Raw genomic sequence first — 24,999 nt, 5'->3', positions numbered from 1 at the left:
CGATGCCTGAGCAGGACGAGCCCGTAAATGCCCTGGTCAGGACGGAGTTGCGGGGCTAACCCCTCGATCCGTGACTCTTACGCCGCTGTCCGGGCCGCTGCCCGCGACACAAGGGCTGGGGAACACCCACGCTCCCCCGTCCACTCAACGACTCGAGGGAATGTCCGCATGCTCACGCTTGTTCTGCTCGTTGCCCTGCTGCTGACTGTGGTCAGCGTCCTGGCCGTCGCCGTCCTGGGCTACACCGTGTACCGCCACCCCACGCTCGTGGCGCCGCTGACGGTCGCCCTGGCCGGGGCGGCCCTCCTGGCTACTCTCACCGGTCTCGCGGTCACCTCCGCAGCGGCGGCCCAATAACCCGGCGGCCTGGGCGCACCGGACGGAGACCGGCCCGCCCAGGCCGCCCCGCAAGCTGCTCGGGCGCCGCCCGGTGCCGAGTGCCGTTGGGGCGGGGGTGAACAGCGAAGCGGTCCGGCAGGCGAGCACCTGCCGGACCGCGACTGATTACGGGCTTTTCATTTCTTGGGTGAAGGGCCACCGCCCAAGCTCATGCGCATGTTGGGGGCTCCGGAGTCGGGGCGGGGACGTGGCCGGGGCGGCCGTATCCGTGTCAGGAGTTTGTTCGCGTGGATGGCCTGGTCTGGCCGTACTTGGGCGAGTTTGATGAGCCATTGGGCCAGGGTGGTGGGGTCAGCCAGCTGGCACGCCGACAGGACTCCCCTCAGGATGTGCACCGTCAACGGCCGGTCACCGCGCAGGGCCGCCCCGTAGGTGTGGTGGGAGTAGTAAGGGCTGTGCCGGGCGATGTCGCGCAGGCTCAGCCCGCGCGCCTGCCGGACGAGGTCCAGGTAGGCAGCCAGTTCCTTTTCACTGGCGACCACCTTGGGGGGAACTCTGTCCAAGGCAAGGTGACGGAAGTCCGGTTGGAAGTTCAGGCGGCGTGCGCACACCTGGGCTTGCATGTCTTCCCAGCGGGCGCGCCATTTCTGCACGTTCCCCCGGCACGCGGTCACATAGGCCCGTGTGATGTGCCAGGTCGGCGCGCGCTCCCCGCTGTGGGCCTGCGACAGCGACGACGTGCTCACTCCCGTGCGATGGGCCATGTCTTCGATGCGGGGCCGACCGGCCTGCTCATACAGGGCACGCAGCTCTTTCGCGAACGAGGCGGCCGGGGTGTCGGTTTCGGGCAGCTCTTTCATGGGGCGGGCCATCGTCTCTCCTTCCACGAGCCCGCGGCCCGGGAGCGCCATTGAGGGCGCTCCCGGGCCGGCTTGGCCGTGTCAGGACTGGGACAGCCGGCGCCGCAACTCGACCGTGACGAGCCCGGCCGCGCCCACGATGGTGAGCGCCTGCGGCAGCTCAACACCGACGGCCAGCAGGACGGTCAACGCGCCCAGGACCAGCGCCATCAGGGCGACGTCGATCCAGGACAGGCGGCGGGACGGCGTCTCGGTCGAGGCAGAGGCGCTGGCGGTGTCTTCCCCGAGAAGGAAAGCCAAAGGGTGATCTCCTTCGAGACGTGGCACCGGCCGTCTCCGGCCGGTGCCGGTGCTGTGGACGTCTTGAACCCGAAGGGCTCAAACCCCTTTCCGATGGCAGTCGGAATGAGGTAGTCGTAAACCGTACCGAGACCTGCCGACATAAGGGCGGGATGCCAACCGGGCGCTGTCACAGCACTGTTCTCTCTCCAGGAGATACGCGTTCTTGCGTGAGCTGGGGCAATGCAAGAGATGCGGCATTTGAGAGCTATGCGTCCGGCTGCATGTTTACGCAGGTCATGAGCGGTCCACGTGAAGTACACGGCACTCCGCCGAAACCGCGACAAGGACTAAACAACAGTCAGCCGTTCCGCGCCGGACGGTTATTCAAATTCTGTCGCGTCACTGTCTTGAACAATCGACGCGCTTGACAGGACACTCCGGGAAAAGCGCTGGTCAGCGCGGGATATTTTTCAATTCTTGTCGCGCTGGCGCATTGCCGCTTGCGGTTTCCTCCGTGCGTAGGCCAGGATCTAGCGCATTAGTCCGCGAAGCGGGCTAGGAGCCTGGGTGACCCGATGCTGTGGACGCACTAGGCGGGGGACCCCCTCCGTGGCAGCGGAGACCCCCACACCACGCCCGACCGAGACGGCGACCACCGTCATACGGTCCGAACCCCGGAGGCAGAGCCGACGACGTCGTTGAGACGTTGTCCGACGCTGCCCGGAACACGCGTGATGGAACACGAGGGCCGGCACCGCGACGGTGTCGGCCCTCCGTGCTGCAACGAGCGCTTCGCTGGCAGCACGGATCCTCTGCTCTGTTCGCACGGCTCGCAGCTCCGCTGCGGGTCTCCGGGTGACGCCTCCTGCGTCTCAGGCGCCATCGGCGACAGTCGGGGCTCCGATCACCTCATGGCCTTGGTGCCACGTGTCCCGACCTCGTTGACACCGCGGGGTAGTTCGGCGGCTGGGGAGCAACAGCGCAGGTCAGCGAGCGGAACGTGATCGGAGTGGCACGCTCCGCATTATTTTCGGGTTATCCGTTGCACATATGGGCGGTGGCGTACGCCTTATGAGGCAGAGAGTGCGCAGTGCACCTCCGAGGACCAGGGGGGCGGTCTTCGCCACACGACGGAGGGGATTTCCGAGTCAGTGACTCTTCAACTTGCCGCCGATCTTCTGGCCGTGGCCGTCGGCCTGCGTGTCTTCGGACGCGATGCCGTCGTGCTGCTGCGCCGTGCCGCAGCTGCCGGTGTACGGGCCGGAGTCAGCGAACTCCACCGTGAGGGTGTGGACCGGATCCCGGGGGGCCAGCCGTGACCCGAGACCGCCGCCTCCCGGCCGACGTGCTGCCGATGGTCGATCTGCCTGCCGACTTCCGGGCCTTCCACCAGCTCAAGCGCGCCCCCTACGTGCACTGGGCTGAGCTGTACCTGGGCAACCGGGCGGATGCCGAGGACGCTGTCGATGAAGCGTTCGAGCAGCTGTACTTCGGCTGGCACCGCGTCCTCACCCACGAGAACCCCAACGCGTACGCCTGGCGCGTGGTCAAGAACCGCACCATCGACCACGCCCGCGCCCGGGGCCGCCGGCCGGTGGTGACCGACTACGCGGCCTTCGAGTCGATCGCCCTGTCCGATACCGAGGACGCGATCGGCATTCTGGAGGAGAACCTGGCGGTCTACGAGGCCGTCCGTGAGCTGCCCGAGCGGCAGCACGACGCCTTCGTGCTCCGCTACGTCCTGGGCTACAGCGTCCGCGAAATCGCCGATCTGCTGGGCATCTCCGAAGCGGGGGTCTACTCCACCACCCGCTACGCACGACACCGGCTTCGGAAGAGCCTCGATCTGGGACAAGAAGAGGAAACACGATGACCCGTCTCCAGCGCGCACTGGCCAACGCCCGCATCGAGCGGCGCCCTTACCTGGACGCCGACATGACCCGGGCGGAAGCACGGCTGTCTTACAAGATCGCCTCCAGCACCTGGCACGGTGCCCTCAGCTTCGACGACCAGATGAAGCCTGTCAGGGACGCCGCCGCGCGAACCCAAGAAGGGCACCGGCGCGAGTACAGCGCGTCTCAGAACGCCTTTCTGCGGCACCTCACCGTGCTCTCCGAGACAGTGGTCGCCCAGGATATCCACCAGCTCCAGGGCTTCCTGGCCTACCGGATCCTGGAGCCGGAAGGAGCGCTCGTTCTCGGCTGCGTCCTGCATCTGGCCGCGCGCGAGGACAGCGCCCGCTTCTGGTGGCAGTTCGCCGCGGGCGCCGGCGCCCGCGGCGGCGCCTGCTGCCTCTACCTCCAGCACATGGGTCACGGAGAACGCGACGAGGCCGAGCTGTGGCGCGCGCAGGCCGAATTGGGGGCCCCCGCACCCATGCTGCCGGACTTCGTCACCCGTGAGGACCTGCTGACGACCTTGCGCATCCTGGCCTTCCTGCGCGAGGGCAAGCGGCACTTCACCCCTGCCGTCACGGCCGTCCTCGCCTATGTGCCGGACGCCGTCGATGAGGTCGACGGCCTGGAGCTCCCTCTGCCTGAACCGGACTTCCCCGACCGCATCGAAGAGCTCACCGCACGCGGATGACCAGCCACAGATTCTCGCGGAAACTTGCGCAGCCGCGTGACCTGCGCAAATGAGAGTCTCCAACGGGTTTTCGCGGGAGTTGCGGGGCTAACCTTCGCTTCCCGCATTCTCTCCTTCGGCTCCGGAGCCGCGTCCGATCAACTGCTGATCCCTTGGAGAGAATGCATGTACATCAGTTCCGGTCTGGCAGCGCTGGCACTCGACGTTCTCCTGCTCGGCGCGGCTGCGGGATACGTCACCTATCGCCGCCCCGCAGTCAGCCAGCCCGTTTTGGTAGCCCTTGGCGTCATGGCTGTGGCAGTAGCGGTTGCGGGGGTGGCCATCGGTTCCTGACCGGCCGCGGCCCGGGGCAGCAGAGCCCCGGGCCTTCCACGCGGGCTGTCCGGGTGATGTCCTGAACGGACCCCTGCTCGGTACCTGCCCAACCAGGCAGAGCGCCGTTGTCCCGGAGATGACCGGCTCGAACAGCCGCAATACGGACTTCCGGTGAGGCGATATGCTGAGCGTGCTCCACCTAAGTTCCCTTTGGATTCTCCGGAATCACACGCGAGTGCGAATCCGGTAGCCGCCCGGTTGTGTCCGGGCGGGTCCGTCCCAATGGGAACAGGAGGAGTCCATGGACGAAGAGCACGAAGCGGGCGAGCCGCCGCCCAACGACGGACGGTGGTGGTGTGTCGGGGGCTTAGCGGTCCTCGGCGCAGTCGGCCACCTCGCCGACATCGCGCAGGTTGTTGAGTTCGTCAACATGGGGTGGCAGTACCTGCGGTGACATGGCATCGCCAGAGCACCGGCTGGGATGAGGTTGGGATCGCTGAATAGGCAGCGAGCCCGACCGCCTTCTGCTCGGCCGGGCTCGTGCAACTGTCGCGGAAGGCCCTCCGGTCTGCACCCGGGGGGTCTTTTCGCGTCCGCCAGCGGAGGATGTTCCTACTTGCAACCCCTTGGCTGACTCTTAAGACTCTACACCGGCTTCGTTGCAACGCACGTTTTCAGAGTACTTCGACCGAGCACCGGAGTTGGCAGGTCAAGGGGCACCCAGCCGCCTCAAGTGAGGCGGCTGGGAGGAACGGGACTGGGTGGTGTGCTGCTCCTCGTGGCGGTAAGCGGACCGCCCAGCGAGGGCGGTGCCCACCGATACCCTCAATCCATGGGGATGGGGACCGAAGACAACTCGCTGGCGGTGATGGCGCACCAGGTCGACGAGAGCGACGGGGTGTGTGTCGAGGTCGTGCTGATGGTGGGAGGGGCACAGCTGCGGGGGCGGCTGGTCAGTGAGGTGCGCTACCGGGAGCTGATGGCCGACACGGTGCGCCGCGGCAACGCTGCCCCGGCCGCCGCCTCGTTCGATCTGCTGACCAAGGAAGCTGAGGAGCGGCGCGCGGATCGCCAGCATCTGCGCGAGACCCGGCCGGACGCCCCGCTGGAGGCTCCCCGGTTCCTCTACCTGGTCGAAGACCCGGACTGGGCGCGCGCCTGGTGCGTACCGTTGTCGTCTGTCGATGCCTGGTCCATGACTGCGCTCACCGTCGACCTGCCAGATGCGTAGCGGAGGTGGCTTCTGGGATCTCCGGGCGCCGGGGGTCATTGTGGCGGTGATTGCCATGTGGGAGGGAGACACACCCCGGGCGGGGGAGGCTGCTCGTTAGAAAAGCTCAAGTGGGTGCCCGAGAAGACTGTGTCTTTGAAGGTGACCCGGACGCCGCCGAACTGTGCCTGATCGAAGCCGATTTTGCCGGACTGCAGCTCGGCTCGGTCGAAGGAGACGGTGCCTCGGGAAAGATCTGTGTTCTCGAAGCTGATCTCTGCTCCTAGAAGGTGTGAGCGGGTGAAGGTCACCCGGCCGCCGTCGATGAGTGCTCCGGAGAAGTCAATCCTTCCGGCGGACAACGTCGAGGACAGCACTACGAGCCGTCCCCCAGTGATTAAGAAATCTGCGAAGGAGATCTCGGCCCCTGCGAGCTTGGCATGGTTGATTCTCACGGCGCCTCCGAGAAGTTCCGCGCTGTCGAAACTGAGACCGCCGCTGGTGAAGCGTGCCCGGTTGAAGGAGATCTTCGAACTGGTGAAGCGTGCCCGGTCGAAGAAGATCGCCGAGCCGCTGAAGGTCGCGCCGACGAAGTCCACCGTGCCGCCCGAAAAAAGACCATGGTTGAAGGAAACCCGCCCGCCTGAGAAGGTCGCGTGATCGAAGGTCACCAGCCCGTCGGAGAAGTCGGTGTGGTCGAAGGAGACGATGGCCCCGCAGAAGGAAGCGCCGCCGAATGTCACAAAACCGCGAGCGAACACCGCGTTGTCGAAGGAGACTCGGCCCTGGGGGAAGACGGCGCCGGAGAAGTCACCTCCGTCAAAGACCACAGATGTGAAGTCCAGGTCGTGACCCTGCCACGAGTGAGGGTGCTCTTGCGGCAGGCGCAACCGGTCTCGGATCACGCGGATCACGGTGTGTCTCACCTCCCGGTTGGCAACGTAGTTGTGTCGGGCTGCTTGGTCTCCCTGGGGAAGGTGTTCTTTCTGCGTGTAGGGCAGACGCAGGTACGCGCACAGCACATCGATGCAGGTCTGGCGCAGGTCGCGGGTGGGGGCGTCGTCGGCCAGGCCGGCCAGGGCGTGCACGCCGCCCAGTCGTATGGCGGGTGATCCTTCACCGAGTTGGGAGACGGCAGTGCTGAACCGCTCCGTATGCAGGCGCGTTGCCTCCCGCAGCGCTGCGTCTTCATCAAGGCGCTGGCGCCGGTATGCCACCACCAAGGCCACGAGTGCGCCCGCGCCGGCGACTACTCCGAACGACAGCTTCACCAGCTCGAACAGCGTCTTCGAAGTGACCTGGCGTTCCGGTTTGAGGGACTGGGCATCCAGCAGACCCCATCCGGTGAAGAAAACTGCCGAGACCACCGTCAGTGCTGCTGCGAAAGCAAGAGCCAGGACCGTGCCCACAGGCCACAGCCGCAGACCACGCTTCTCTGAGCTCCCCCAGACGTATTTCATGCGCATGTCCACAGTGACCGGTCAGCGGTCAGCTTGGTTGCACCCGTTCTTCTCTGGTGGAGCATCCGGACTGGGTGCGGGGTGGTGCAGTCTCGCTCGCTGCTGTGGTGGCGTGGTCCGTGAAGGCGCTGAGCGTCGATCTCCCGGACGGAGTGGGTAGCGGGCGGGGTAAGCAGAGTCGAGGGCCGGCACCGCTCGGGTGTCGGCCCTCGTCCTGCTTTTGGGGTTCACGCGGCAACGTGAGGGGCCCCGGTCTCCCTGTGTGCTGAGGTGGAGTCCATAGCTGTTCAGGGGGAGGACCGACTCCGGAACCTACTCCGGAGTCCGTACGAAGTGATGGTCACAGCCGGCGAAGTACAGTCGCAACTTTTATCGGGACAGCGGTGCACCAAAGCGGCTTACCATGCCGGACCGACAGATCGAATGGTCGTGTTTGTGCAGGTCAGGGCTTCGCAGGCATGAGGTGCCGGCTGTGGCCGGCTCCCTGGGGAGCTGCCGGCGGGACGCCCGTGCACTAACGCCAGCGGTGATTTTCGCACGGTGTCAAGGAAGTGCCATCCTGCTGGTCACCGTCTCGGGTGTCGGCAAACATCCGCGGAATGGTGAACAGCAAGTGGAGTCCATAGCTGCCGGGTTGACGATGCGATCTGTCGGGTCGTCAACCCGGCCCGATCCCTCAGGGGGTTTCATGACAAGCACCGTGGAGTGTTCCGCAGCCGAGCCGGGGCGCAACCGGCCCCGTCGTCTCACGGGCGGCGAAATCATCCTCGTCATCGTGCTGACCGTGATCGCGGCGGCTCTGACGGCGAGCGGGATGACGGCCTTGACGGCGTTGGAGGTGGTGACCGGGTGCAGTCTGGCCGGGGTACACCTCGTCCGCCGAGCGCCCGTGGCCCCGGCCACGGTTTGAGGCGGCGTCATGGGTCGCCCCGAGAAGCCGGTCTCGACACCGAACAGGTCGCTGGCGCGGCTCGCTGAATGGCTGCGGTCCGCGCGCAAGGACGCCGGCCTCACGTACGCCGAGATGGCTGAGCGCACCGTGGTCGCCCGCTGGACTCTCCAGCGGGCGACCACCGGGGAGCGCATTCCTCGCTTGCCTGTGGTTGAGGCGTACGCGCGGGCCTGCGGTGCCTCCGTTTCGATGGCGCAGCGGCTGTGGCGGGCCGCCCGGTTCGAGGAGCGCCGTCGGACCGGGCAGTCCCGTATCAGCGAGGTGCCCGCCCCTGAACTGGTGAGAGAGCCGGCCGATCTTGTGGCTGCGCTGCAGCACCTGTACTACAAGTCGGGTGCGCTGCCGTTCGCGGAGATGGAGCGGCGCGCGGGCGGGCACGGGCGCCTGCCGCACAGCGCTGTCTTCCGGATGGTCAAGGGCCTCGGCATGCTGCAGCAGGATCAGTTGATCCCGTATCTGCAGGTGTGCGGGGTCCCCGAGTCTGAGCACGCGCGATGGATGGGGGCATGGACGAGGGCCTGGCGGGTCCGGCAGCTCCAACGTGAACGCTGGGGCGAGACCACCTACAAGAAGGTCGCTGTTGCGCAGCCCCTCTACTACGTGGGTCCGGAGGGGGAGCTCCGCTACCGCAAGCCCTTCGCCCACTACACTCCCGACGTCTCCGAGCCAACGTCCATTTTTGCTGACACACCGGAACAGAAGCGATTGACCGTTCACGTCGACATGCCGCACCAGGCGTTGAAGTGGCTGGAGCAGGAGTCCACAGGGTGAGTTGGGCTGGTAGCAGCGTCTTGCTGCTACCAGCCTCCTCGCAGGGCAGTGGGTCTCCCGGTGTATGCCCTGGCGCTCTGGTGCCGTGGGGGAGATAGATTGCCGCATGTGATCGAGTAGCGCGGCACGCGCCCAGGGGTGGGGCGGGGGAGTAGATATGGCGGACGCAGACGACGACGCACGCGAGCCGGCGGTCCGGCAGCCGCTGCCGCCTGAGGTGCCCGCCCCCGCCCCGCATCCGGATCCGGGCCCGCCCGCGCCTGAGGCGGGCGAGGAGGAAGCGGGCCGGGAGTGGTGGCGCGCGCCGACTGCGCCGCCCGATGCAGGGACTCCTGGGGTGCCGCCCCCGCCCGAAGAGCCTCCCCACGCCGCCCCCACCGCCCCGCCAGGCCCGGACGCCGGCACCGGGGCGGGGCCGGATTGGTGGCAGGGCGGTCAGGTGCGCGGTGAGCTGCGGGACGCGTGGGCCACGCAGGGCCAGGACGGCGTCGCGGCCGCGCATGAGATCGGTGCGCACATCGGTGAGGCGATCTCCTCCCGCCTGCCCGACCCGCATGCGGCCGCGGCCCAGCGCGGGCTGGACATCCGGTGGATGCGCCTCAAGTACAACCTGCCCGCGATCTTCCTGGCGCTGATGGTGACCTGGGGCGGCAAGTCCGCCACCGACCGCATGGTCGACTCGGTCGCCGCGGGCGGCATCTTCGCGCCGCTCGGCTGGGTGCTGATCTTCGGCCTGCTGCTGCTGGCAGTGATGTTCCTGCCGATCGGCGGCATCCTCGGCGCCGTTTTCAGCAACCTGGTCGGATGGCTGACTCGGGCCGGCGTCGCCTTCGTCGGCTGGGGATGGCACAAGCCCTACATCGGCTACGTGCTCCGCCTGGTGCTCGCCGTCGCCGTCTGGGCGTTCATCTTCGCCGTGGCCGCCCAGGTGTGGCGCGGTGCGGTTCATCTGCTGACAGGAGCGTGACCCATGAATACGACCGGCGCTGCGGCCGGGGGGATCGGCGCCGTCGCCCTCGGCCTGATCGTGCTCTTCTACCAGATCGGCCAGTGGCGGGGAGGCGACCCCACTCCCAAGGTGCACTTCTTCTCTGGTCTTGCCCTGGCTGCCTTGCTGTTTCTGGGCGGGGGCATTCTCGGCGCGATGGGCGGTGCCGCCGCCGCGCTGGGTGATGGAGTCGGCCGTTTCGCGCTCGAGAGCGCGGCCGGCGCCACGACGGGGGCGGGAGACCGGCCGCCGCTGACCGGCGGGGAGAAGGTGGGGGTCTCCGGTGCCATCGCCGGGCTGGCGCTGCTGGCCTTCTACATCGGGCTGATCAAGAGCGGCCGGCCCGATCTGAAGGCACCCGTCATCCGGGGCAGCCTCGTCGGGATCTGGCTCGGGGCGTCGGCCGGGCTCATCGGCATGGCCATGGGCGCCATCCGCACGTCCGGGAACACCGTCGGCGATCTGCTGCTCCACAGCATCTGACGGGGGACGTTGTGGCCGGAACCATCGGTGCGGGGGCGCGGCATCTGCGGCACGAGTGGGGCCGCTGGTGGAGGACGGACGACCAGACCGACACGCATATCGCGCATCGCATCCTGAATGATCAATACCGGCTGTGGCAGCGCATCCACCAGCGCACAAAGGCCGAAGTGCAGCAGAACATCGGCTTGCTGAAGCAGCAGCAGAAGCAGGCCACCTATATGCAGATGCAGCGGCTCCAGATGCAAAAGCAGATGCGCGGCCGCGGCTACGGCGGATACGGCATGTTCGGCATGATGGGCGGCTCCTCCCCGTTCATCTCCTACCGGATGATGCAGTGGGCCCAGCTCCAGGTGAAGATCAATCAGGAGGAGTTCGAGTTCGCGGAGATCACCCCCGGCATGCTGGCGGTCGGGCGCGGCCAGCTGCGGGCGCGCCGTCACCGGGCGGCCGCCGGCACCCTACTGGGCATCATGGCCGTGTGGGGGCTGATCCTGTGGGCCTCCCTGGCGGTCGGCGTAGCCCTCCTGGCGCTCCTCGCCGCCGTGTTCACCGGCATGGCGGCCGCCGCAGGCCGTCGCCCTGTGCCGCGCCGCCCACCGGTCCCGAAGCTGCTGTTCGTGCCAAAGAAGGTCCCCGAGCACACCGAGCTGGCGGAAGAGCCGGAACCCCAGCCGTTCCCGATCCGGGAAGCAGGGCGTGACCCACGCCGAGCCCGCGAATGTGTCGAGATCGCGCTGCGCAAGGACGGAGCCAAGGTCGCCGAGGTACAGGTCCCGGAGGAAACCCACTGGGGCTGGCGGCAGCCGATCGTGCTGTCGGACGGCACCCTGGGCGACCTGGTCCGCACCCTGCCGAAGCTGGCCACCACGCTGCGCGTGGGTGAGAACCGGCTGACTGCGTCCCGTACCAGCCCGGAGGACAGCGCTGCGGTCACGCTGCGCATCCTCACTTCCGATCCGTTCGCGGATCCGATGCCCTACCCGGAGCGGCCGCCCCTTTCCTGTTCCATCACCCGGCCGGTCAGCATCGGTTTGTCGCTCGAAGGTGAGACGACGCCGGTGGTGCTGGCAGGTCAGCACGTGATCATCGTGGCCGACACGGGCGGCGGAAAAACGGCGATGGTGCAGGCCCTTGCCGAGTACGTCACCGCCTGCCGGGACGCGGTCGCCGTCGACATCGACCCGGCAAAACGCGGGCTGAAAGCCCTCTCCCAGGCGGCGGTCCGTATCGCACGCACGCCGGAGGAAGCCGAGCGGGAGCTGGAGCAGCTCCTCGAGCGGGCCAGGACGCGCATCGCGTCCATGCCGCCTACCCAGGACATGTGGGAGCCGGGCCCGGACGCCCCGGCGGTTGTGGCGTTCCTGGACGAGTTCCCGCAGATGAGCAAGCGCGGTAAGCAGTTGGCAGTCGACCTGCTCCGTGTGGGCCGTGAGGCGATGATCACGCTGGTGATGTGCACGCAGGACGCCAGCTCCGACGTGCTCTCCGACGCCATCGCCGACGTGCCCGGCGTGCGCATCATGATGCCGTGCCGCCAGGCTGACGTGCCGCTCGTGGTCGGACAGTCCGACGCCATCTCCAGGGGCTGGCTGCCGCACCTGCTGGTGCCCTCCCCCGAACCCGACTTCCCCGCCGACGCGGGACGCTTCTACTGCATCACGCCGCGGCACCGAACTCCGATCATGCGCTATGTCTCCCCGCTCCCCCCGGCGGAGGCCGACCGCCGCGCCCGGGAGCGGGTGCAGGCCGGACTGCCGCGCCTCGATCCGGCGCCTGCCTCCACCGCCGTGCCGGACCATGTCCCGGAGATCGCACGGCTTCTGCTGCAGATTTTCGCGGCGGAAAGTGATCCGGAGTGGCTGTCGGTCGCACAGCTTGCTGACCACTTGGCGAAGGCGGACCGGCAGGAGTGGGGGCGCTGGGACGGGAAGCACAACCGCCTCGTCATGGTCGGCCGCACCTTGCGCAGCCACCTGAAGCAGGCCGGGCTGGACGTGACACCCAGCCGCATCGAAACCCACCCTGACCGTCCCACCGTCTACTACCTGGCCGACATCAAAGACGCCGTCGCCCGGCTGTCGTGACGAGGTCCGCCGTGGGGAAGAACCTGGTGAACCTGCCCTGCCGCATCGCGGGTTCGATGTGGTGCACCGGCGCGGGGTTATGGGGCCGGACGTGGTGGCAGGGGGCGCCCGCCCCGCGCTGGCGCCGCGTGTGACCTGCGACGACACGTTAACCGCACGATGAGGGGTGGGGCTGGTGGCCGCGCAGAATCCCAACAAGCACGCGCGGGTAGCTGCCGACGCGCTCTGCCGTCTCGTCCAGGACGTGAGGAGCGGGCGCGCCGCCTGGGAGCACCTCCAGACCTTGCGTCAGGGGGTCGACGACCTGATCCGCGCGGCGGACGCGCTGGCTGCTGCCGCGCAGCAGATGACCGTTGCACGGGCCGGCATGACCAGCACAGTGCCTGTTCCGCACGGTCCTGATGCCGCCGACCGTGCGCTGCACCAGGTCGGGCAGGCGGCTGCCACCGCCGCGGCGCAGCTGCGGCAGGCGCGCCGCGCGCTGCGCTGACTGCCCTTCGGCGCAACCGTGGCCAGAGGTTGGCCGGTTGGCCGCAGCGGCAGGCAGCCGGGCCTGAGACGATGAGGGATGAGAACGCCGGAAAGGGTGAGGGGGATTCGCTATGAGGCTCGCTGACGACCCGTGTGATCACGCGGTAGGAGCGGTCAAGGCCGCCTGCGAGAGCGAGCAGAACGGCGATGGGGGCGGCGCCGCTGTCGACCCCGGCGGCCCCCCGGAGTCCCTTGACCCTCTGCAGCAGTTCGCGCATGAGACGGCCAAGGCTGCGGCCTGGACTGCCAACCAACTGGGCAAGCTCGTCGCGGACAGAGAGACGATCGACCTGACGAACACCGCGTTCCTGCGCCAGTACGCGATCGTCTTTGCCGCCTCCACGATCCTCGTCTTGGTCGTGTGGTTGTTGGCCGTCGCCAAGCGCGCGGTGCGGGGTGTCCCCTTCACCCAGGCGTTCGGTGAGGCGATCGGCTTGCTGTGGCTCGCGGTCGGCGCGACGGCTTTCACCCCGCTGATCTTGTACACCGTCATCGGTGCCACCGACGCGGTGACCGATGCCATCGTGGCCGGCACGGGGTCAAAGCCCGGCGGGCTGTTCAACAGCCTCGGTGAGGCGCTCAAGGAAGACAAGATCGGCGGCGGTCCTCTCATCCTGGCCGTCACCAGCATGGCCACCATCGCGCTGTGCGGAGCCCTCTGGCTGCTGCTGGTGCTGCGCGCGCTGGGGCTGTATGTGGGTGCGGTGCTGGGCACGGTCGTCTACGCCGGGCTGGTCGACAGGGACCTGTGGGGGCACGTGCGCCGCTGGGCGGGAGTGATGATCGCCCTGATTCTGATGGAGCCGATCATCGTCGTTGTGCTCGGTCTGGCAGCGGTCCTGCAGTCCGATGGAGATGTCGTGACCGGCCTGGGCGTCACAGTGGTGGCCCTGGGCGTCGCGATCTACGTCATCATGAAGGCCCCTGGGGCAGGAGATGCCATCCGGGTGGCGCGCGCCACCGCCCGCGGTGCCGACAAAGCCGCGGGGGTCGTGATGGGTGCCGGCGGAGCCACTGCCGGAGTGCTGCACGGCATCCACACGCACGGTGGGCGGAGCGGCGAGAGCGCGCCCAGTTCGACGTCCACCACCAAGGGGAGCGGCGGGGGCACCTCGGGCGGTGTCTCCAGCGGGATGGCGGCTCACGGCGGCCGCGGCGAGGGATCGTCCCGCCGCCGGGGCGGCGATGCCCAGCCGAAGAACTCGCCGCCGAAGAAGAGCGACGAAACGTAGCCCCACGTAAGAAGACGGCCCCCAAACCGACCGGTCTGGGGGCCGTCTTCTTACGTGGGGCTGACGTGGTGGTGATGTGGGGCGCTGGCGCGGTGACGTGGTGCTGGCGGTGTGCGAAGCGCTGCGGCATGGGGTTGAGGGGCGGTACGCGGGTGGGGTGATGCGGTGGCGTGGGGACCAGCCCCACGTCGTCCCCCACGTGTGACCTGCACTGACGCATCAACCACATCATTTTTTGACCCGGGGGGTAGGGGTGCTGCGGCAGCGCGCGCCCCTATAAGTGGGGGGAAATTCGCTGCCGCGCCCGCCTCATCGCGTTGACCGCGAGGCGCTGCTCTCTCCCCCGCTCCTCCCTCCAGAGGCCCGGCTGGCTGGTCACTTCCTCCTGCTCTCGCGCGTGCACGTCGGGCGGGCGTGCACAGGTGGGTGCCGAGGACTCGCAGCCGGCGACGGGCCTTCGCCGCGGTTCTCTGTGCTGGCAACTGGCGGTCGGGACGCTGGTGTCCGTCGACTCCACACGCAGACAGGTGAGCGGTCAACATGCAGTACAACTTGCAGTTGGACTTGCAGTGCGACTGCAAGTTGGTCTACTGTGAGGCTCTCACGACACACAGGGAGGCACCTCGTGCAGATGCTCACGACCCCCGCTCGGAACGCCATCAACGGCAACGACCTGTCGTCGGCCGTGATGGTGACGGTCAGCCAGCGGCGAGCGATCGCGTACACCGTTCATCACGCCGCATCGGACCGCTACAGCGTCGTCACACTCGACGGCCGTTGGGTGATCCCGGGCAAGGATGGATACAAGGCGCGTGGTGCAGCCACGCGGTACGTGCGCACGCACGCGGACGAACTGGTCCCGTCCCTCCCGTACGTGGAGCCGACAACAGAACGGGACGAGTCGGTGTCCGTCGGGTACAGCCTGCACGTCGACGCGAATGAGGGACTGTCGGGGCGCCCCGGCTGGGGCAGGGGCGGTATTGCTTCCCGCGCGGGGAAGCTGCGCGGTCATGTCACAGCCGACGACGCGCGGGAGGCTGTTGCGCGTTTCCCGCAGTGCACCGAGATCCACGGGCGCGGCACGGACTCCGACAAGGGCCGGCCGTCGGCCGACATGCACTGCGCTGGAGTGACTCTTGACCTCGATCGCCTCCAGGGAGTGCGGCCCGGTCCGTACCAGGGTGCTTTGCCGGACGGTACCCCGGTGGTCGGTTCCTGGGGGGAGGTCGGGCGCGCGTTGCAGGCTTGGCTGATCACCAACCGGCCGGAGCACGTGTGCGCGTCCGCCGAGTCCCGCGCGTACGCCGCTGCCATCTTCGCCAAGCGTGATGCGGAGGCACGCGCGGACACCGCGAGGGGTGCGGCTGCTGTGCAGCGTGTCCGTACGGCACTGGCACGCGTCCAGGCAGTCGTGAATGCTCTCGCGCCCGTGCGAGACCAACTGTCGGACGAGCTGGACGACGCCGTATACGCGACGGTCGGCAGGGCACGTACCGCCGCAGCGCGTGTCGAGTCGGCCAACCGTGCGCGGGGATTCGAATGGGGCGCCCGTGCCGCTCTCGACGCGGATGACGCGGAAGGCGCGGCAGAGGATCTGTGGTCATTCGCGAAGCGCAGCGGACTGAATCTGCCGCACGTGCGTCCGGCTGCGCCTCTGGTGCCTGCGGACGTCGTCTCGGACCCGGGGGCGGTCGACGCGTGGGAGTCGGACGGAGGCGCATGCCCTGGAGTGGAGGCACCCCGGGCGCCGGAGTCCGGATGCCAACCCGCGCCCAACAGCACCGGCCCTGCCCCGGACGATGCCAGCGCATGTGTTCCAGCGACAGCTGAGGTAGTCGATTACCGCTCCGGCGGAGTGCTGCTTCGTCTGGCGTGCGCGTGCGGCACAGTTCACGGCGGACACGTGCCCGTGCGTGCCCGTGGCTGCAAGGGACAGCCTGCCCCGTACATGTCCGTGGTTACAGACTGGGACATCCAAGATGCCCTCAACGCTGCGGGAGTGCGTGCGACGGCCGATCGGCGGACGTGGCAGCGGAGCGTGCTCGTGTCCTCCCACCAGTCCCCCATGCAGGGATTCGCCACGGTCGTACCGGTGGCTCCGGCTCCCCTGCTGGCAGAGCCTGCCCCGGCGGAGCCGACAGCGGTTGAACCGGCCGCCCAACCGGAGCCGATTGCGGTCAAGCTGCCTCCCCGCGATCCGGCGCGCGTGGTGCTGTGCTGGGCAGAGGAACGCTGGAGCATGGATCGCGCGGACTGGACGGTGACCGCGTCCTGGCGCGGCCATACCTTCTACGTCGCGTACCTGCGGGACGAGTGGTTCATCACGCGCGAGCCGATGCATCCGTCGGATCGCCTGGGAACGAATCCCCGCAAGTGGCGGAAGACCGAACAGATCCGTCACACCGACCGACGCCCGATTCGGTCCCGTGCGGAGGCGGAAGAGCTCATGATCGCCCGCATCGAGGAGCGGCAGACGCTGGAGGCGGGGGTACGCGACACCATCGAGGCTGCGGGGCGGGGCCCGGCCCCGCAGTGGAAGCCGGCCCGCAGCATCATCCGACCGCACAAGGCTCCGCCCACCGACCTGACTCCGGCCGATGTTGTGGCCAAGTGGGGGGACGAAGTGACCGTCGAGGAGCTTCCTGACTCGGAGCAGGAAGAGCCCCGGCACGCATTTGACATGACTCAGTCAAAAGGAGGGGCGTCCCCGGCGGCTCCGCAAACACTGGCGGCCGTCCGGCAGGCCCGGGAGCGCCCTGCCGCTGCCGAGAAACGTGCGGAGGAACTGCGGGAGCGGGCTGAACGCATCCAGCGTGCGGCGTCGGTGTACTACGAACGGTTCGCGGGTGGGCAGCCGTCTCGGGGCGCACCGCCTGCCACCGTCCGAGAGGTCCCGGAACCGCTGCACAGCGGTCGTTGTGGCAGCTGTGCGGCAGGCGCCGACGAGCGTGTGCCCCCGGACAGCGAAAGGTCGGCCTGTGCGGCGAGCGAGAGTGGCGGCTGCCTGCCATCACGTGGCCGCCAAGGAGGCAGGCGGGGGGTGATCATTACTGCTGGACAGGCGCCGTCACGCGCCGGTGCGGGTGGGCAGCGGGAGCGAACAGCGGGGGAGCGGGCACCGCCCTGGTTCACGCACGGCCCGCACGGTTGCAGTGCGACTTGCAGCTTCACTGCAACCGTGTCAGGGTCGGAGCATGAGCGAATCCCTTGCCGAACTGCGCGCGAGAGCTGAGGCATCCGAGAAGAGAGCCAACGCGGACAAGGAGACTCTGCTGAAGGCAGCCGTGGCGAAGGCCATCACCTCGCACGCCTACGGCCACCTCTCCGCCGTGGCGCGCGAAGCCGGCATCAACGGCCAGTACCTGCGAGACTTGGTCGAAAAGCACCACCCCGGCTGGTTGGACGAGGCGGCCCGGAAACGGGAGGCCGAGAAGCGCGCGCGGAAGAGCTGACGGGAGACAGCCTGCTGGGCGGTTTCCGGAGTCAGCTGCTGAGCACAACACGACGAGGGCCGCACCCACTGGGTGCGGCCCTCGTCGTGGGCAGGCCCATGCGCCAACACGGCCGAACCCTCAAGCCCCGGTGTGGAATCCGCAGCGCCACGGGGAGAAGCGCCGTCAAGCGAACTTTGGGACAGCCGCGCAATGAACTCCCCCTCATACACGGTGTGACCAGCGGAATCGCCGAATCTGGAGAGTGCGCATCTGCTGCGGAGAGCGCGCATCTGCTGCATCGCTGGGACGGATATGCACTGAACCACCTGCGCGGGCATCAGCCGACTGGGTTCCCCGCCGCAGGCCCTGTCAGGATCAGCTTCACCGCCGGTGATCCCAATCACCGGCCAGCAAGGCGAACTTGTGGAATCCGCAGCCCCTAGGAGGCTTCATGCAGTGCGACCCGGCGATGTGCGGAGCTGATGTACCTGCACCCGGCAACCAGGCCAGCCCCGCCCAGGTCACCATCGTTGTCGTCATCCTGCTCCTCGCAGTCCTCGCAGCCGCTCATGGTCAGCCAGTGCCTGCTGCTGTCGTCGAAGTCGCGACCGCAGTGGGCGTTGCTGCCGCCGGCCCGCGAGCAGCGGCCGCTCGTCGCTGAGGGGAGCGCCCATGGGACGCAGCGACGGCCCGCTCTGCACGGAAAACGACTCAGTTGCCGATCTCGCTCGGTGGTTGCGAGAACAGCGCCAACGAGCCCAACTGAGCTACGAGGAGATGGCCGCCCTCACCCCGTTCTCTGCGAGCACGCTTTCCCGAGCAGCCAAAGGCCACGGTGTACCCAGGCAGGCGGTTGTGGAGGCGTATGCGAGGGCGTGTGACGCAGACGTGAGACGCGCACGTAACCTCTGGCGGATGGCTCGTCGGGAGGTTCTGCAAGAAGGCCCTCCAGCGTTCAGGGCGTTCCGACCGGAAATCGTCAGCACCTTCGCGGACCTGCACACAGCCATGCTCGCGCTGCGACAATGGTCCGGAAGCCCTTCCCTGAAGGAACTGGAGGTCCGCGCCGGCGACAACGGGGAACTTCCGCACAGCACACTGCACCGAGTGCTCCGGGGGGAGTCCTTGCCGCACCGTCATCACGTGCTGGCCTTCGTCCGCGCATGTGGTGAGAGTGGAGCGGCGGCCCAGCAATGGGCCGCCGCCTGGGACCGGGCGCAAAGGGACACCCGAAGAGAGACCTTCTGGTGGCCTGGGCGATTGGACTAGCCGTTGAGGTTAGTGAGGACCGGCGGGGTCCGCTCTCCACGGACCGTGGTCATGGAGAGCACTGCGTGTCCTGGCGGCAGCTCATTGGCCAGCTCGGAGGCGGACCAGCGCTGGCGCTGCTCCTGCCGCACGGTGACGCTCTCGGCGGACACGTACCGCCCGGTCGCCATCTTCCGCAACCCGTGCAGGACCTTGGTCATCGGCTCGTCCGAGACCAGCTGCCGGTTGGTGACCGTGCGAGTCTCCACCCACTCAGTGCCCCACGCCTCTGCGAACCTCTCCGCGTCCCAGGGAGAAACGCCTGCGCACACCGCACGGCAGCCGACCGCACCCAGAAGAGAGCTGCGCAGGTGCTCAGGGACCTCGTCCAGGCCCCGGAGCGTGAGCAGCACGCCCGCGTGAGCCGAACGCAGCTGCTGCAATCCGCGCAGCGCGTTCGGGGTGACGGTCTGGGAAGCGTCGTCCAGGACGAGGGCGGCGAACAGCGACCGGTCCGGACGGGCGGCCGCGCACGCGCTGAACTGGGCCAGCAACAGTCTCGCCAGGATGCGCGAGGCTTCAGCGTGACCACGCTCAGGCAGGTCGATCCGCGCCCGTACGGGCCTGTCCAGTGCCCGGACGGAGAACGGCCGACGGCGAGCCGGCGGTGACCCGGGCGCGGTGAAGAAGTCCTCGAAGATGGGCCGGTCCAACAGCGCAATCCGGTCCTCCAGGACGGAGTCCAGAGTGCCGGAGCGAGCCTGGCGCCGGTAGGCGTCCAGCTCCCGTACCCACGTGCTGCCGCGCCGTCCCTTGCTCTCCAGTGCGCTGCGCAGCTCGCCGACAGCCGCATCGTCGTGCAGGAGCTCCCGCAGCTCGGGAACGTCCGGGAAACGTGCGTGCACGGCCTGGTACGGCCCGATGAGCTGCGCCAGCAGCGTCGCTGCGCGCCGGCTGTCGCCACCGGCTGGCGACGTCGTGAGGTCGCCGACCAGGGCCTCGGCGAGCAGGGTGGCGGCCTCATCCGGATCGGTCACCCCACCGTACAAATCCAGGCCATACACCGAATCCGGGTCACCGACGCCCACCACCACGTCGAACGCGTCGTCGGCGGGTGCTGTGCGGTTGACGCTGCCCGTGGTCACGTAGATGACCGCCGCCTGCCCGGAAAGCGCCTGCAGACACAGCGATTCGACCACCGGGCGCACCACCCGGGCGGTTTTCCCCGAGCCCGCGGGACCCACCACCAGAGCCGAGGTGCCCAGCACACCAGGATCGAGCGCAATCCCTGCACCCCGGTATTGGTACGGGTTGCGGTCGGAGTCGGTGGCCTGCCCGATCCTCACCTGCCGCAGCACCAGGTCGTGCAGCGCCACACGTGCCGACACATCCCGCTGCCGCGACCCGTGCGGGCACGCGGCCGCCCCCTTGCTGACGACCTCCCGGACGAACGCCTCGACATTCTGCTGACTGCGAGCCACCTGCCACGCCCGCTCCAGCCGCGCCTGGTCCACGTCGCTCAGCGCGCCAGCGAGCAGCTCGTCGCGCAGCCGGTCTGCAGCCTGCTCGGCTCCCGCAGCCCGCAGATGGGGCCAGTGCACCGGGTCCTGTTCCGGCGGGGGAGTCGGATGGTGGCGGGGAGGAGGCGGCGCACCCGTCGGCTGGGGAGCCTGCTGGGCCCGCTGAAGAGCGCGGCGTCCCAGCTCGGGCAGGCGGCCCAGGCGCGCGAAGAAGATCACGATGCCGAAGGTGATGCCGAGGGCGTAGACCCATGAGCCGATCACCCAGATCATGTCGCCCCGCGTGGAGTCCGGCATGATCGCCACGTAGGGCCAGACCCAGTAGTCGCCCAGATATCCGTCCCACAGCAGAGAGATGAGTGCCCAGCAGAGGAACGCTGACGCCAGCGCGCCGACCACGAGCCGTCGCGTCGGAGTCTGGTCCAGATCCTTCGGCGAGCGCGGCTCATACCCGCACCGCCAGATCCCCGGCCCGGCCTCCGGCCGCGGTGTACGCAGCCAGGCCGCCAGCGGCGGCAGCGCTGTCGGCGGCGCCTTTGTGGGCGGTGGCGGCACCGACGGTGGCGTCAGTGCTCTACTGCTGCTCTCGTTGCTCCCCGATGTCCAGGGCTCCCCGGCCATCTCCACCCCCTCGACAAGCTGCGATCTTCAACACTCAATCTAGTCGCGGCCTGCCCACCCGAAGGCCCCTCGAACATCCCTGCCCGAAGTTCTCCACTCACCATATTCGAATACGATTTCGAATATGGTGAGTGGAGACGGCTGGCGCGACCGCGCGGGACCGTGGGCACGGGCCCGGATGCCCGACGGCCAGGAGCTCGACGTCCTCGTCACAGCTCGAACCCGCACCCGGGACGGCAACTGGTGGTACGAGTGCGACGTCATCCTCCCCACCCGCCGAGACCTCCCCGACGGCCGCGCCGAGCCAACAGCAGCCCCTGTCACGGTCAGCGTCGCTGCCGAGCACATCACCCCCATTCCCGGCGAGTCCTACACCACAGTGCCGACGACCGGCGCGGCTGCCGGCCGCCAATGGCTCGCCGTGCGAACCCGTGGCGCCCGCGGGGAGGGCCCATGGTGGGACGTTCACCGGCGCGACTGCTGGCAGGCCCGCGGCGGATGGCACCGCCAGCTCGTCACCGCCGACGAAGCCCGCACCCTGCTGTCCGAGGCCGGCGCGTCTCGTGTGTGCGAGGTCTGCCGCCCCGACCGTGCACTGCGCACCCAGTAGGCCGGTGCCCTCTCTCGAGAGGCGGGAGACTGCTCACCATGACGACCACACGTCGCCCACTGGGCACCGGCCCCGCCCCTGCTGCTCCACAGCAGCACGACCGTCCCGCCGAGCGCCGGTTACCCGCCGAGCGAGCCGTCGACGCCGAACGCCAGAAGCCGCGCGAGCAGCTGCACAGCGGCACCTCTCGACGCCGGCAGATGGGCGATGGAAGGCCGTAGCAAGCTCCGGGCCAGAGCCTGTTGCCGAATCCGGAACGGCAGTGTCAGTGTCGGGTGGGAGGCTGGCGGGCATGAGTGAGCCGCGCCGGCGGGTCTACGGAAGCGACCACGACGACCCCCACCCCTACGCCCACCCAGGCCACGACTACCGCGAGCTGGTCGGTGGCCCTCTGGACGGCCTGCTGCTCGATGTCACCGGCTGGAGCACTGAGGAACTGGCTGAAGGCGCCGCCCTGATTACCGAGATCGGCCAGTTCGGCCCCGGCGGCCGCGCCCTCTACGGCCCCCGCCCTGGCAATCCCCTGCTGTGGGACTGGGAAGGCGACTCACCCTGACGCCGGACGATCTGAGGCGATGGACCTCGTGACTCTGACGCGGTATCTTATTTGTTTCTGGTGGAGAGCCCGCCGAAGGCACTCAGGCTCCGGGGTGAGCCGCGCCTATCAGGAGTGACGAATGATCCATCCGGAGCGCCAACACCTCGTTCGGACCAGGGAGCTCCTGGCCCGCGATATGGGCATGTCCATGGGTACCTTCCGCAATAAGAAGCCCTACACCGCAGAAGGCTTCCCCGCGCCGATCAGCTCGCCTCAATCCCGGGTTCTGCTTTGGGATGGCGAGCAGACCGCGGCCTACCTCGCCGACGCACCCGTCCCCGACCTGCCGCCCGCCGGCGGGGACCAGGACCTACTCGACCGGCACGAAGCCGCCGCCGAGATCGGCGTGAAGACCCGCAGCTGGGACTCCTACAAAACCGATCCCCTCCTGGCCCACCACATGGTGGTCGTGTGCGGTATCGAGCACTGGCCCCGCGGCACCGTGCAGACCTTCCAGCACACCCGCCCGGGGAAGAGCGGCGCAACTGGTCGGCCCAAGGGCAAGGGCAACGCAGTCCGGCGGGATCAGCTGCACGCAAGAGTGGCTGCGCTGCTGGACGCCGAGCCGACTATCACGATCTCCCAGGTCTGCGACGCCCTTGGAGTCGCACCGGCCACGGCACAGCGCGCCCTGGCCAACCTGCGTCGTGAACGCATCGCCCAGGTCGCCGGCCAATCCTCGCTCAGCTACGCCGAGGCCGCCGAGCGGCTCGGCTTCCCGCCCGCAGTGCGCAGAGCGGCGCTCAAGAGTCTCCAGAGCGTCCACGAGTAGGAAGAGGAACGACCATGCCGGTCACAGCCGACACCTGGGATGCGCGTTACGCGGCAGGCCGAAGATACCGCCCGGTCTCTCCGGAGGAGGAAGATCTCTTCCAGCGGACTGTTGGTCCTGGCGCCGGCCGACACGCACTGGACATCGGTTGCGGGACCGGAGGGTTCGCCGGGTTCCTGCACACGCTGGGATACGCGGTCACAGGGACAGACTTTGCACCGACGGCTGTCTCCCTCGCGAGGGGCGAGCACCGGGAACCGGGCATCAGTTTCGTCTGCATGGACGCTGAAGGAGAATGGCATGAACTCAATTCCCACCGCTTCAATGTGATTTCCTGTCGGCTGAGTTACGCCTTCATCCAGGATAAGAAAAACTTCCTCGACCTGGTCCGCGAGCACCTGCACCCGGAAGGGGTTTTCCACGTGATGACTCCCCATGCAGACCGCGTTCCGGAGACAAGAAAGGGCACGGGGCTGACCGCTTCCGAACTCACAGAACTTCGCGAAGGCTGGTCACAAATCGTGGAACACGACCTGGACAGCGAGCACAAATGGCTCGCCCTAACCGTCTGACCTGATCCGGCAGGAGGCAGGGCACAATAGAGAAGAAGCGTCCGACCACAGGCCGGGTGTTGCCTCGTGGGGCCGGACGCTGCGATGCCGGCGGGATCCGCTAACCCCCTCCGCCCCCTGCGGGCGGGCCGGGCATCGTATTGCCGCCTGGCGGGTCCTGAGCATGTGTTCAGCAAAGCTGCACGCTGCTCCAAGACCCGCCAGGCGGCGCGCTGTGCGACACCGCTTCCAGCCGCAGGGACCCGTGTGGCACGAATCGTGTGGCACGAGCGGGGAGCAGCGGTGGTGTTGTGGGGCCGGGCGCGGCGCGTGGCCGCGCCCCGGGGTCGTGGGGCTCCGCTGCGCTCCGCCCCACGACCCCTCGCCCCGCGTGTCAGCCCCTCGCTCCGCGATGGGCTGAGCGGGCGCTCCGCGCCCTCACGCGCTGCGGGCTGCGGCAGGCGGTATAAGGGCCGCTCCGCGCCCCCTATACCTCGCTCCGCGCTGCCTCAGCCCTTGCCTGCCGCTCCGCGTCAGGGGGCTTTGGGGCACGGCCACGCGCCGCGCCCGGCCCCACAACACGAGTGCCCGCCGGGCCGCCACTTACCGTGACGGCCCGGCGGGTTTTCAGCCGGTCAGGGAGTGGGGGTCAGTGGCCGTCCTCCCCGGGGCGGCAGGGGGTGCAATCGGGGTCGTCTGCCCCCCACAGCGGCCAGTCCACCAGGAAGCCGCCCGCTTCGATGATGTGGGCGGTCCGGGAGACGGAGCCGTCGCCCTTGCGCTCCACCTCGGGGACGTGGTCGAGGAAGCCGCCGTCCATGTGGGTGGCGCAGAACTCCCGGTAGTTCACGGTGTCCAGGATGAAAGTGTGAACACCCAGGTCCACCAGCTTGCCGGGCCCCATGCCGAGGCGCTTGCCCCGGTTCTCCATGGAGGTGATCAGGTAGGCGACAGCCTGCCCGAAAACACGCTCCGCCATGATGAGGTCGAACGGGTAGTCGCGCATGAGAAGGGCGATTTCCTTCTCCCACACGTCGGGCTTGACGTACGACCGGGGGTCGCGCGTCTCGACAATGGTCTCCATAAGGAGTCCTTTCCTTGGGTGTTTTCCGTGGTTGTCGGTGCCGCTAACCACCGACATGAATAAGATACCGCATTAGAGTCACGATGGCTATGGGGTATCAGCATCCGGTTCTGCTTAGTTCCTGATGCGGCATCAGGAACAGAGTCAAGGGCAGGCTGCAGGGTGGTGTACCGTGGCCCCAATTCCGGACCCATCGTGCATACTTGAGCTGGCGTCAGGGAATGGCATCTGAGGGTGCGGGGCAGTGGTTGGAAAATCCAAAAGCGACCCAGTGATGCATACTGGGGAGAGTCAGCCGGAGCACCGCACCCCCTCCCTTCGTAGCCCGCCGGTGCGTGACCCCGGAGGGGGCACGCACCACACCAGCCCCAGGACGGGCCGCAGACCGGAAACAGGCAAAGCCGCAAGGCACAGGGCCGGTTGGCACCGGCCGGAGGCCGGTGCGGCAGGGCCCTCCGGGCCCTGCCG

At 68.3% G+C, this 24,999-nt stretch carries 27 protein-coding genes; 21 read left to right on the top strand and 6 right to left on the bottom strand.

Going from position 1 to position 24,999, the window contains the following annotated elements:
• Positions 1 to 168 precede the first annotated feature (168 nt).
• Positions 169 to 357 (top strand): hypothetical protein, encoded by a 189-nt coding sequence (locus JW592_RS27655; RefSeq protein ID WP_209267973.1) that lies wholly within the window; start codon positions 169 to 171, stop codon positions 355 to 357.
• Between the two features lie 158 nt (positions 358 to 515).
• Here the strand turns inward: JW592_RS27655 and JW592_RS27650 are convergent, their stop codons facing one another.
• The 3 genes from JW592_RS27650 to JW592_RS33255 form a co-directional block, all read right to left on the bottom strand.
• Positions 516 to 1,211: a helix-turn-helix domain-containing protein gene (locus tag JW592_RS27650; RefSeq protein WP_209267972.1), complete on the bottom strand. Its 696-nt coding sequence runs from the start codon at positions 1,209 to 1,211 to the stop codon at positions 516 to 518.
• Between the two features lie 69 nt (positions 1,212 to 1,280).
• Positions 1,281 to 1,499 carry a hypothetical protein gene (locus JW592_RS27645; RefSeq protein ID WP_209267971.1) on the bottom strand — a complete coding sequence of 73 codons (219 nt, stop codon included), beginning with the start codon at positions 1,497 to 1,499 and terminating at the stop codon, positions 1,281 to 1,283.
• Positions 1,500 to 2,629: 1,130 nt separating this feature from the next.
• Positions 2,630 to 2,761 (bottom strand): hypothetical protein, encoded by a 132-nt coding sequence (locus JW592_RS33255; protein WP_267878094.1) that lies wholly within the window; start codon positions 2,759 to 2,761, stop codon positions 2,630 to 2,632.
• Between the two features lie 35 nt (positions 2,762 to 2,796).
• On the opposite strand from JW592_RS33255, the gene JW592_RS27640 reads away from it, so the two are divergent.
• The 5 genes from JW592_RS27640 (at position 2,797) to JW592_RS27620 (ending at position 5,613) form a co-directional block, all read left to right on the top strand.
• Entirely contained in the window at positions 2,797 to 3,354 is a 558-nt protein-coding gene (locus JW592_RS27640; RefSeq protein ID WP_307805572.1) for an RNA polymerase sigma factor, read from the top strand.
• Entirely contained in the window at positions 3,351 to 4,067 is a 717-nt protein-coding gene (locus tag JW592_RS27635) for a hypothetical protein (RefSeq protein ID WP_209267970.1), read from the top strand. Before JW592_RS27640 ends, JW592_RS27635 begins: the two co-directional genes overlap by 4 nt.
• 165 nt (positions 4,068 to 4,232) lie before the next feature.
• The gene (locus JW592_RS27630) at positions 4,233 to 4,400 is read left to right on the top strand and encodes a hypothetical protein (RefSeq protein ID WP_209267969.1); all 168 of its coding nucleotides are present in this window, start codon (positions 4,233 to 4,235) and stop codon (positions 4,398 to 4,400) included.
• A gap of 283 nt (positions 4,401 to 4,683) precedes the next feature.
• A complete protein-coding gene (locus JW592_RS27625; RefSeq protein ID WP_209267968.1) occupies positions 4,684 to 4,836 on the top strand; it encodes a hypothetical protein in 153 nt (50 codons plus the stop codon).
• A gap of 378 nt (positions 4,837 to 5,214) precedes the next feature.
• Positions 5,215 to 5,613, top strand: coding sequence for a hypothetical protein (locus JW592_RS27620; RefSeq protein WP_209267967.1), 399 nt, complete (start codon positions 5,215 to 5,217; stop codon positions 5,611 to 5,613).
• Positions 5,614 to 5,648: 35 nt separating this feature from the next.
• On the opposite strand, the gene JW592_RS27615 is transcribed toward JW592_RS27620, so the two are convergent.
• On the bottom strand, positions 5,649 to 7,058 hold the full coding sequence (locus tag JW592_RS27615) for a pentapeptide repeat-containing protein (protein ID WP_209267966.1): 1,410 nt from the start codon (positions 7,056 to 7,058) through the stop codon (positions 5,649 to 5,651).
• A 682-nt stretch (positions 7,059 to 7,740) separates the two neighbouring features.
• Between JW592_RS27615 and JW592_RS27610 the strand changes: the two genes are divergently transcribed.
• The 10 genes from JW592_RS27610 (at position 7,741) to JW592_RS33655 (ending at position 18,796) form a co-directional block, all read left to right on the top strand.
• Entirely contained in the window at positions 7,741 to 7,962 is a 222-nt protein-coding gene (locus tag JW592_RS27610; protein ID WP_209267965.1) for a hypothetical protein, read from the top strand.
• A gap of 9 nt (positions 7,963 to 7,971) precedes the next feature.
• Positions 7,972 to 8,775 (top strand): helix-turn-helix domain-containing protein, encoded by an 804-nt coding sequence (locus JW592_RS27605; protein WP_209267964.1) that lies wholly within the window; start codon positions 7,972 to 7,974, stop codon positions 8,773 to 8,775.
• A 157-nt stretch (positions 8,776 to 8,932) separates the two neighbouring features.
• The gene (locus JW592_RS27600; RefSeq protein WP_209267963.1) at positions 8,933 to 9,742 is read left to right on the top strand and encodes a hypothetical protein; all 810 of its coding nucleotides are present in this window, start codon (positions 8,933 to 8,935) and stop codon (positions 9,740 to 9,742) included.
• 3 nt (positions 9,743 to 9,745) lie between these two features.
• Positions 9,746 to 10,246 carry a hypothetical protein gene (locus JW592_RS27595; RefSeq protein WP_209267962.1) on the top strand — a complete coding sequence of 167 codons (501 nt, stop codon included), beginning with the start codon at positions 9,746 to 9,748 and terminating at the stop codon, positions 10,244 to 10,246.
• Positions 10,247 to 10,257: 11 nt separating this feature from the next.
• Positions 10,258 to 12,330 carry an ATP-binding protein gene (locus JW592_RS27590; protein ID WP_209267961.1) on the top strand — a complete coding sequence of 691 codons (2,073 nt, stop codon included), beginning with the start codon at positions 10,258 to 10,260 and terminating at the stop codon, positions 12,328 to 12,330.
• A gap of 175 nt (positions 12,331 to 12,505) precedes the next feature.
• The gene (locus JW592_RS27585) at positions 12,506 to 12,820 is read left to right on the top strand and encodes a hypothetical protein (protein WP_209267960.1); all 315 of its coding nucleotides are present in this window, start codon (positions 12,506 to 12,508) and stop codon (positions 12,818 to 12,820) included.
• Positions 12,821 to 12,932: 112 nt separating this feature from the next.
• The gene (locus tag JW592_RS27580; protein WP_209267959.1) at positions 12,933 to 14,093 is read left to right on the top strand and encodes a hypothetical protein; all 1,161 of its coding nucleotides are present in this window, start codon (positions 12,933 to 12,935) and stop codon (positions 14,091 to 14,093) included.
• 625 nt (positions 14,094 to 14,718) lie between these two features.
• A complete protein-coding gene (locus JW592_RS27575) occupies positions 14,719 to 17,325 on the top strand; it encodes a hypothetical protein (protein ID WP_209267958.1) in 2,607 nt (868 codons plus the stop codon).
• Positions 17,288 to 17,545, top strand: coding sequence for a hypothetical protein (locus JW592_RS27570; protein WP_209267957.1), 258 nt, complete (start codon positions 17,288 to 17,290; stop codon positions 17,543 to 17,545). Before JW592_RS27575 ends, JW592_RS27570 begins: the two co-directional genes overlap by 38 nt.
• 654 nt (positions 17,546 to 18,199) lie before the next feature.
• A complete protein-coding gene (locus tag JW592_RS33655; RefSeq protein ID WP_209267956.1) occupies positions 18,200 to 18,796 on the top strand; it encodes a helix-turn-helix domain-containing protein in 597 nt (198 codons plus the stop codon).
• Here the strand turns inward: JW592_RS33655 and JW592_RS27560 are convergent.
• Positions 18,793 to 20,916: a type IV secretory system conjugative DNA transfer family protein gene (locus tag JW592_RS27560; RefSeq protein WP_209267955.1), complete on the bottom strand. Its 2,124-nt coding sequence runs from the start codon at positions 20,914 to 20,916 to the stop codon at positions 18,793 to 18,795. The two genes, JW592_RS33655 and JW592_RS27560, sit on opposite strands and share 4 nt — an antisense overlap.
• A 124-nt stretch (positions 20,917 to 21,040) precedes the next feature.
• Here JW592_RS27560 and JW592_RS27555 point away from each other — a divergent pair, with 124 nt between their 5' ends.
• The 5 genes from JW592_RS27555 (at position 21,041) to JW592_RS27535 (ending at position 23,468) form a co-directional block, all read left to right on the top strand.
• A complete protein-coding gene (locus tag JW592_RS27555; protein ID WP_229376973.1) occupies positions 21,041 to 21,526 on the top strand; it encodes a DUF6233 domain-containing protein in 486 nt (161 codons plus the stop codon).
• 38 nt (positions 21,527 to 21,564) lie between these two features.
• Complete coding sequence (locus tag JW592_RS27550) at positions 21,565 to 21,747, top strand: hypothetical protein (RefSeq protein WP_209267954.1); 183 nt, start codon at positions 21,565 to 21,567, stop codon at positions 21,745 to 21,747.
• A 71-nt stretch (positions 21,748 to 21,818) separates the two neighbouring features.
• Positions 21,819 to 22,082, top strand: a complete 264-nt coding sequence (locus tag JW592_RS27545; RefSeq protein WP_209267953.1) for a hypothetical protein — start codon at positions 21,819 to 21,821, stop codon at positions 22,080 to 22,082.
• Positions 22,083 to 22,203: 121 nt separating this feature from the next.
• On the top strand, positions 22,204 to 22,896 hold the full coding sequence (locus JW592_RS27540) for a hypothetical protein (RefSeq protein WP_209267952.1): 693 nt from the start codon (positions 22,204 to 22,206) through the stop codon (positions 22,894 to 22,896).
• A 14-nt stretch (positions 22,897 to 22,910) separates the two neighbouring features.
• Positions 22,911 to 23,468 (top strand): class I SAM-dependent methyltransferase, encoded by a 558-nt coding sequence (locus tag JW592_RS27535; RefSeq protein ID WP_209267951.1) that lies wholly within the window; start codon positions 22,911 to 22,913, stop codon positions 23,466 to 23,468.
• Positions 23,469 to 24,096: 628 nt separating this feature from the next.
• Here the strand turns inward: JW592_RS27535 and JW592_RS27530 are convergent.
• A complete protein-coding gene (locus JW592_RS27530) occupies positions 24,097 to 24,531 on the bottom strand; it encodes a glycine-rich domain-containing protein (protein WP_209267950.1) in 435 nt (144 codons plus the stop codon).
• Positions 24,532 to 24,999 lie beyond the last annotated feature (468 nt).

This window comes from Streptomyces spirodelae (genome assembly GCF_017676385.1).
Taxonomy (GTDB): domain Bacteria; phylum Actinomycetota; class Actinomycetes; order Streptomycetales; family Streptomycetaceae; genus Streptomyces; species Streptomyces spirodelae.
The sequence above is the reverse complement of the archived record's forward strand: the minus strand, read 5'-3'. Positions and strand labels throughout refer to the sequence as shown.

Coding starts and splice junctions, on each gene's coding strand:
- JW592_RS27540 (WP_209267952.1), top strand. CDS start 22,204: ATGATCCATCCGGAGCGCCAACACCTCGTTCGGACCAGGGAGCTCCTG.
- JW592_RS27570 (WP_209267957.1), top strand. CDS start 17,288: ATGAGCGAATCCCTTGCCGAACTGCGCGCGAGAGCTGAGGCATCCGAG.
- JW592_RS27595 (WP_209267962.1), top strand. CDS start 9,746: ATGAATACGACCGGCGCTGCGGCCGGGGGGATCGGCGCCGTCGCCCTC.
- JW592_RS27580 (WP_209267959.1), top strand. CDS start 12,933: ATGAGGCTCGCTGACGACCCGTGTGATCACGCGGTAGGAGCGGTCAAG.
- JW592_RS27610 (WP_209267965.1), top strand. CDS start 7,741: ATGACAAGCACCGTGGAGTGTTCCGCAGCCGAGCCGGGGCGCAACCGG.
- JW592_RS27600 (WP_209267963.1), top strand. CDS start 8,933: ATGGCGGACGCAGACGACGACGCACGCGAGCCGGCGGTCCGGCAGCCG.
- JW592_RS27655 (WP_209267973.1), top strand. CDS start 169: ATGCTCACGCTTGTTCTGCTCGTTGCCCTGCTGCTGACTGTGGTCAGC.
- JW592_RS27555 (WP_229376973.1), top strand. CDS start 21,041: ATGGTGAGTGGAGACGGCTGGCGCGACCGCGCGGGACCGTGGGCACGG.
- JW592_RS27605 (WP_209267964.1), top strand. CDS start 7,972: ATGGGTCGCCCCGAGAAGCCGGTCTCGACACCGAACAGGTCGCTGGCG.
- JW592_RS27630 (WP_209267969.1), top strand. CDS start 4,233: ATGTACATCAGTTCCGGTCTGGCAGCGCTGGCACTCGACGTTCTCCTG.
- JW592_RS27545 (WP_209267953.1), top strand. CDS start 21,819: ATGAGTGAGCCGCGCCGGCGGGTCTACGGAAGCGACCACGACGACCCC.
- JW592_RS27620 (WP_209267967.1), top strand. CDS start 5,215: ATGGGGATGGGGACCGAAGACAACTCGCTGGCGGTGATGGCGCACCAG.
- JW592_RS33655 (WP_209267956.1), top strand. CDS start 18,200: ATGGGACGCAGCGACGGCCCGCTCTGCACGGAAAACGACTCAGTTGCC.
- JW592_RS27560 (WP_209267955.1), bottom strand. CDS start 20,916: ATGGCCGGGGAGCCCTGGACATCGGGGAGCAACGAGAGCAGCAGTAGA.
- JW592_RS27615 (WP_209267966.1), bottom strand. CDS start 7,058: ATGCGCATGAAATACGTCTGGGGGAGCTCAGAGAAGCGTGGTCTGCGG.
- JW592_RS27625 (WP_209267968.1), top strand. CDS start 4,684: ATGGACGAAGAGCACGAAGCGGGCGAGCCGCCGCCCAACGACGGACGG.
- JW592_RS27635 (WP_209267970.1), top strand. CDS start 3,351: ATGACCCGTCTCCAGCGCGCACTGGCCAACGCCCGCATCGAGCGGCGC.
- JW592_RS27535 (WP_209267951.1), top strand. CDS start 22,911: ATGCCGGTCACAGCCGACACCTGGGATGCGCGTTACGCGGCAGGCCGA.
- JW592_RS27550 (WP_209267954.1), top strand. CDS start 21,565: ATGACGACCACACGTCGCCCACTGGGCACCGGCCCCGCCCCTGCTGCT.
- JW592_RS27530 (WP_209267950.1), bottom strand. CDS start 24,531: ATGGAGACCATTGTCGAGACGCGCGACCCCCGGTCGTACGTCAAGCCC.
- JW592_RS27650 (WP_209267972.1), bottom strand. CDS start 1,211: ATGGCCCGCCCCATGAAAGAGCTGCCCGAAACCGACACCCCGGCCGCC.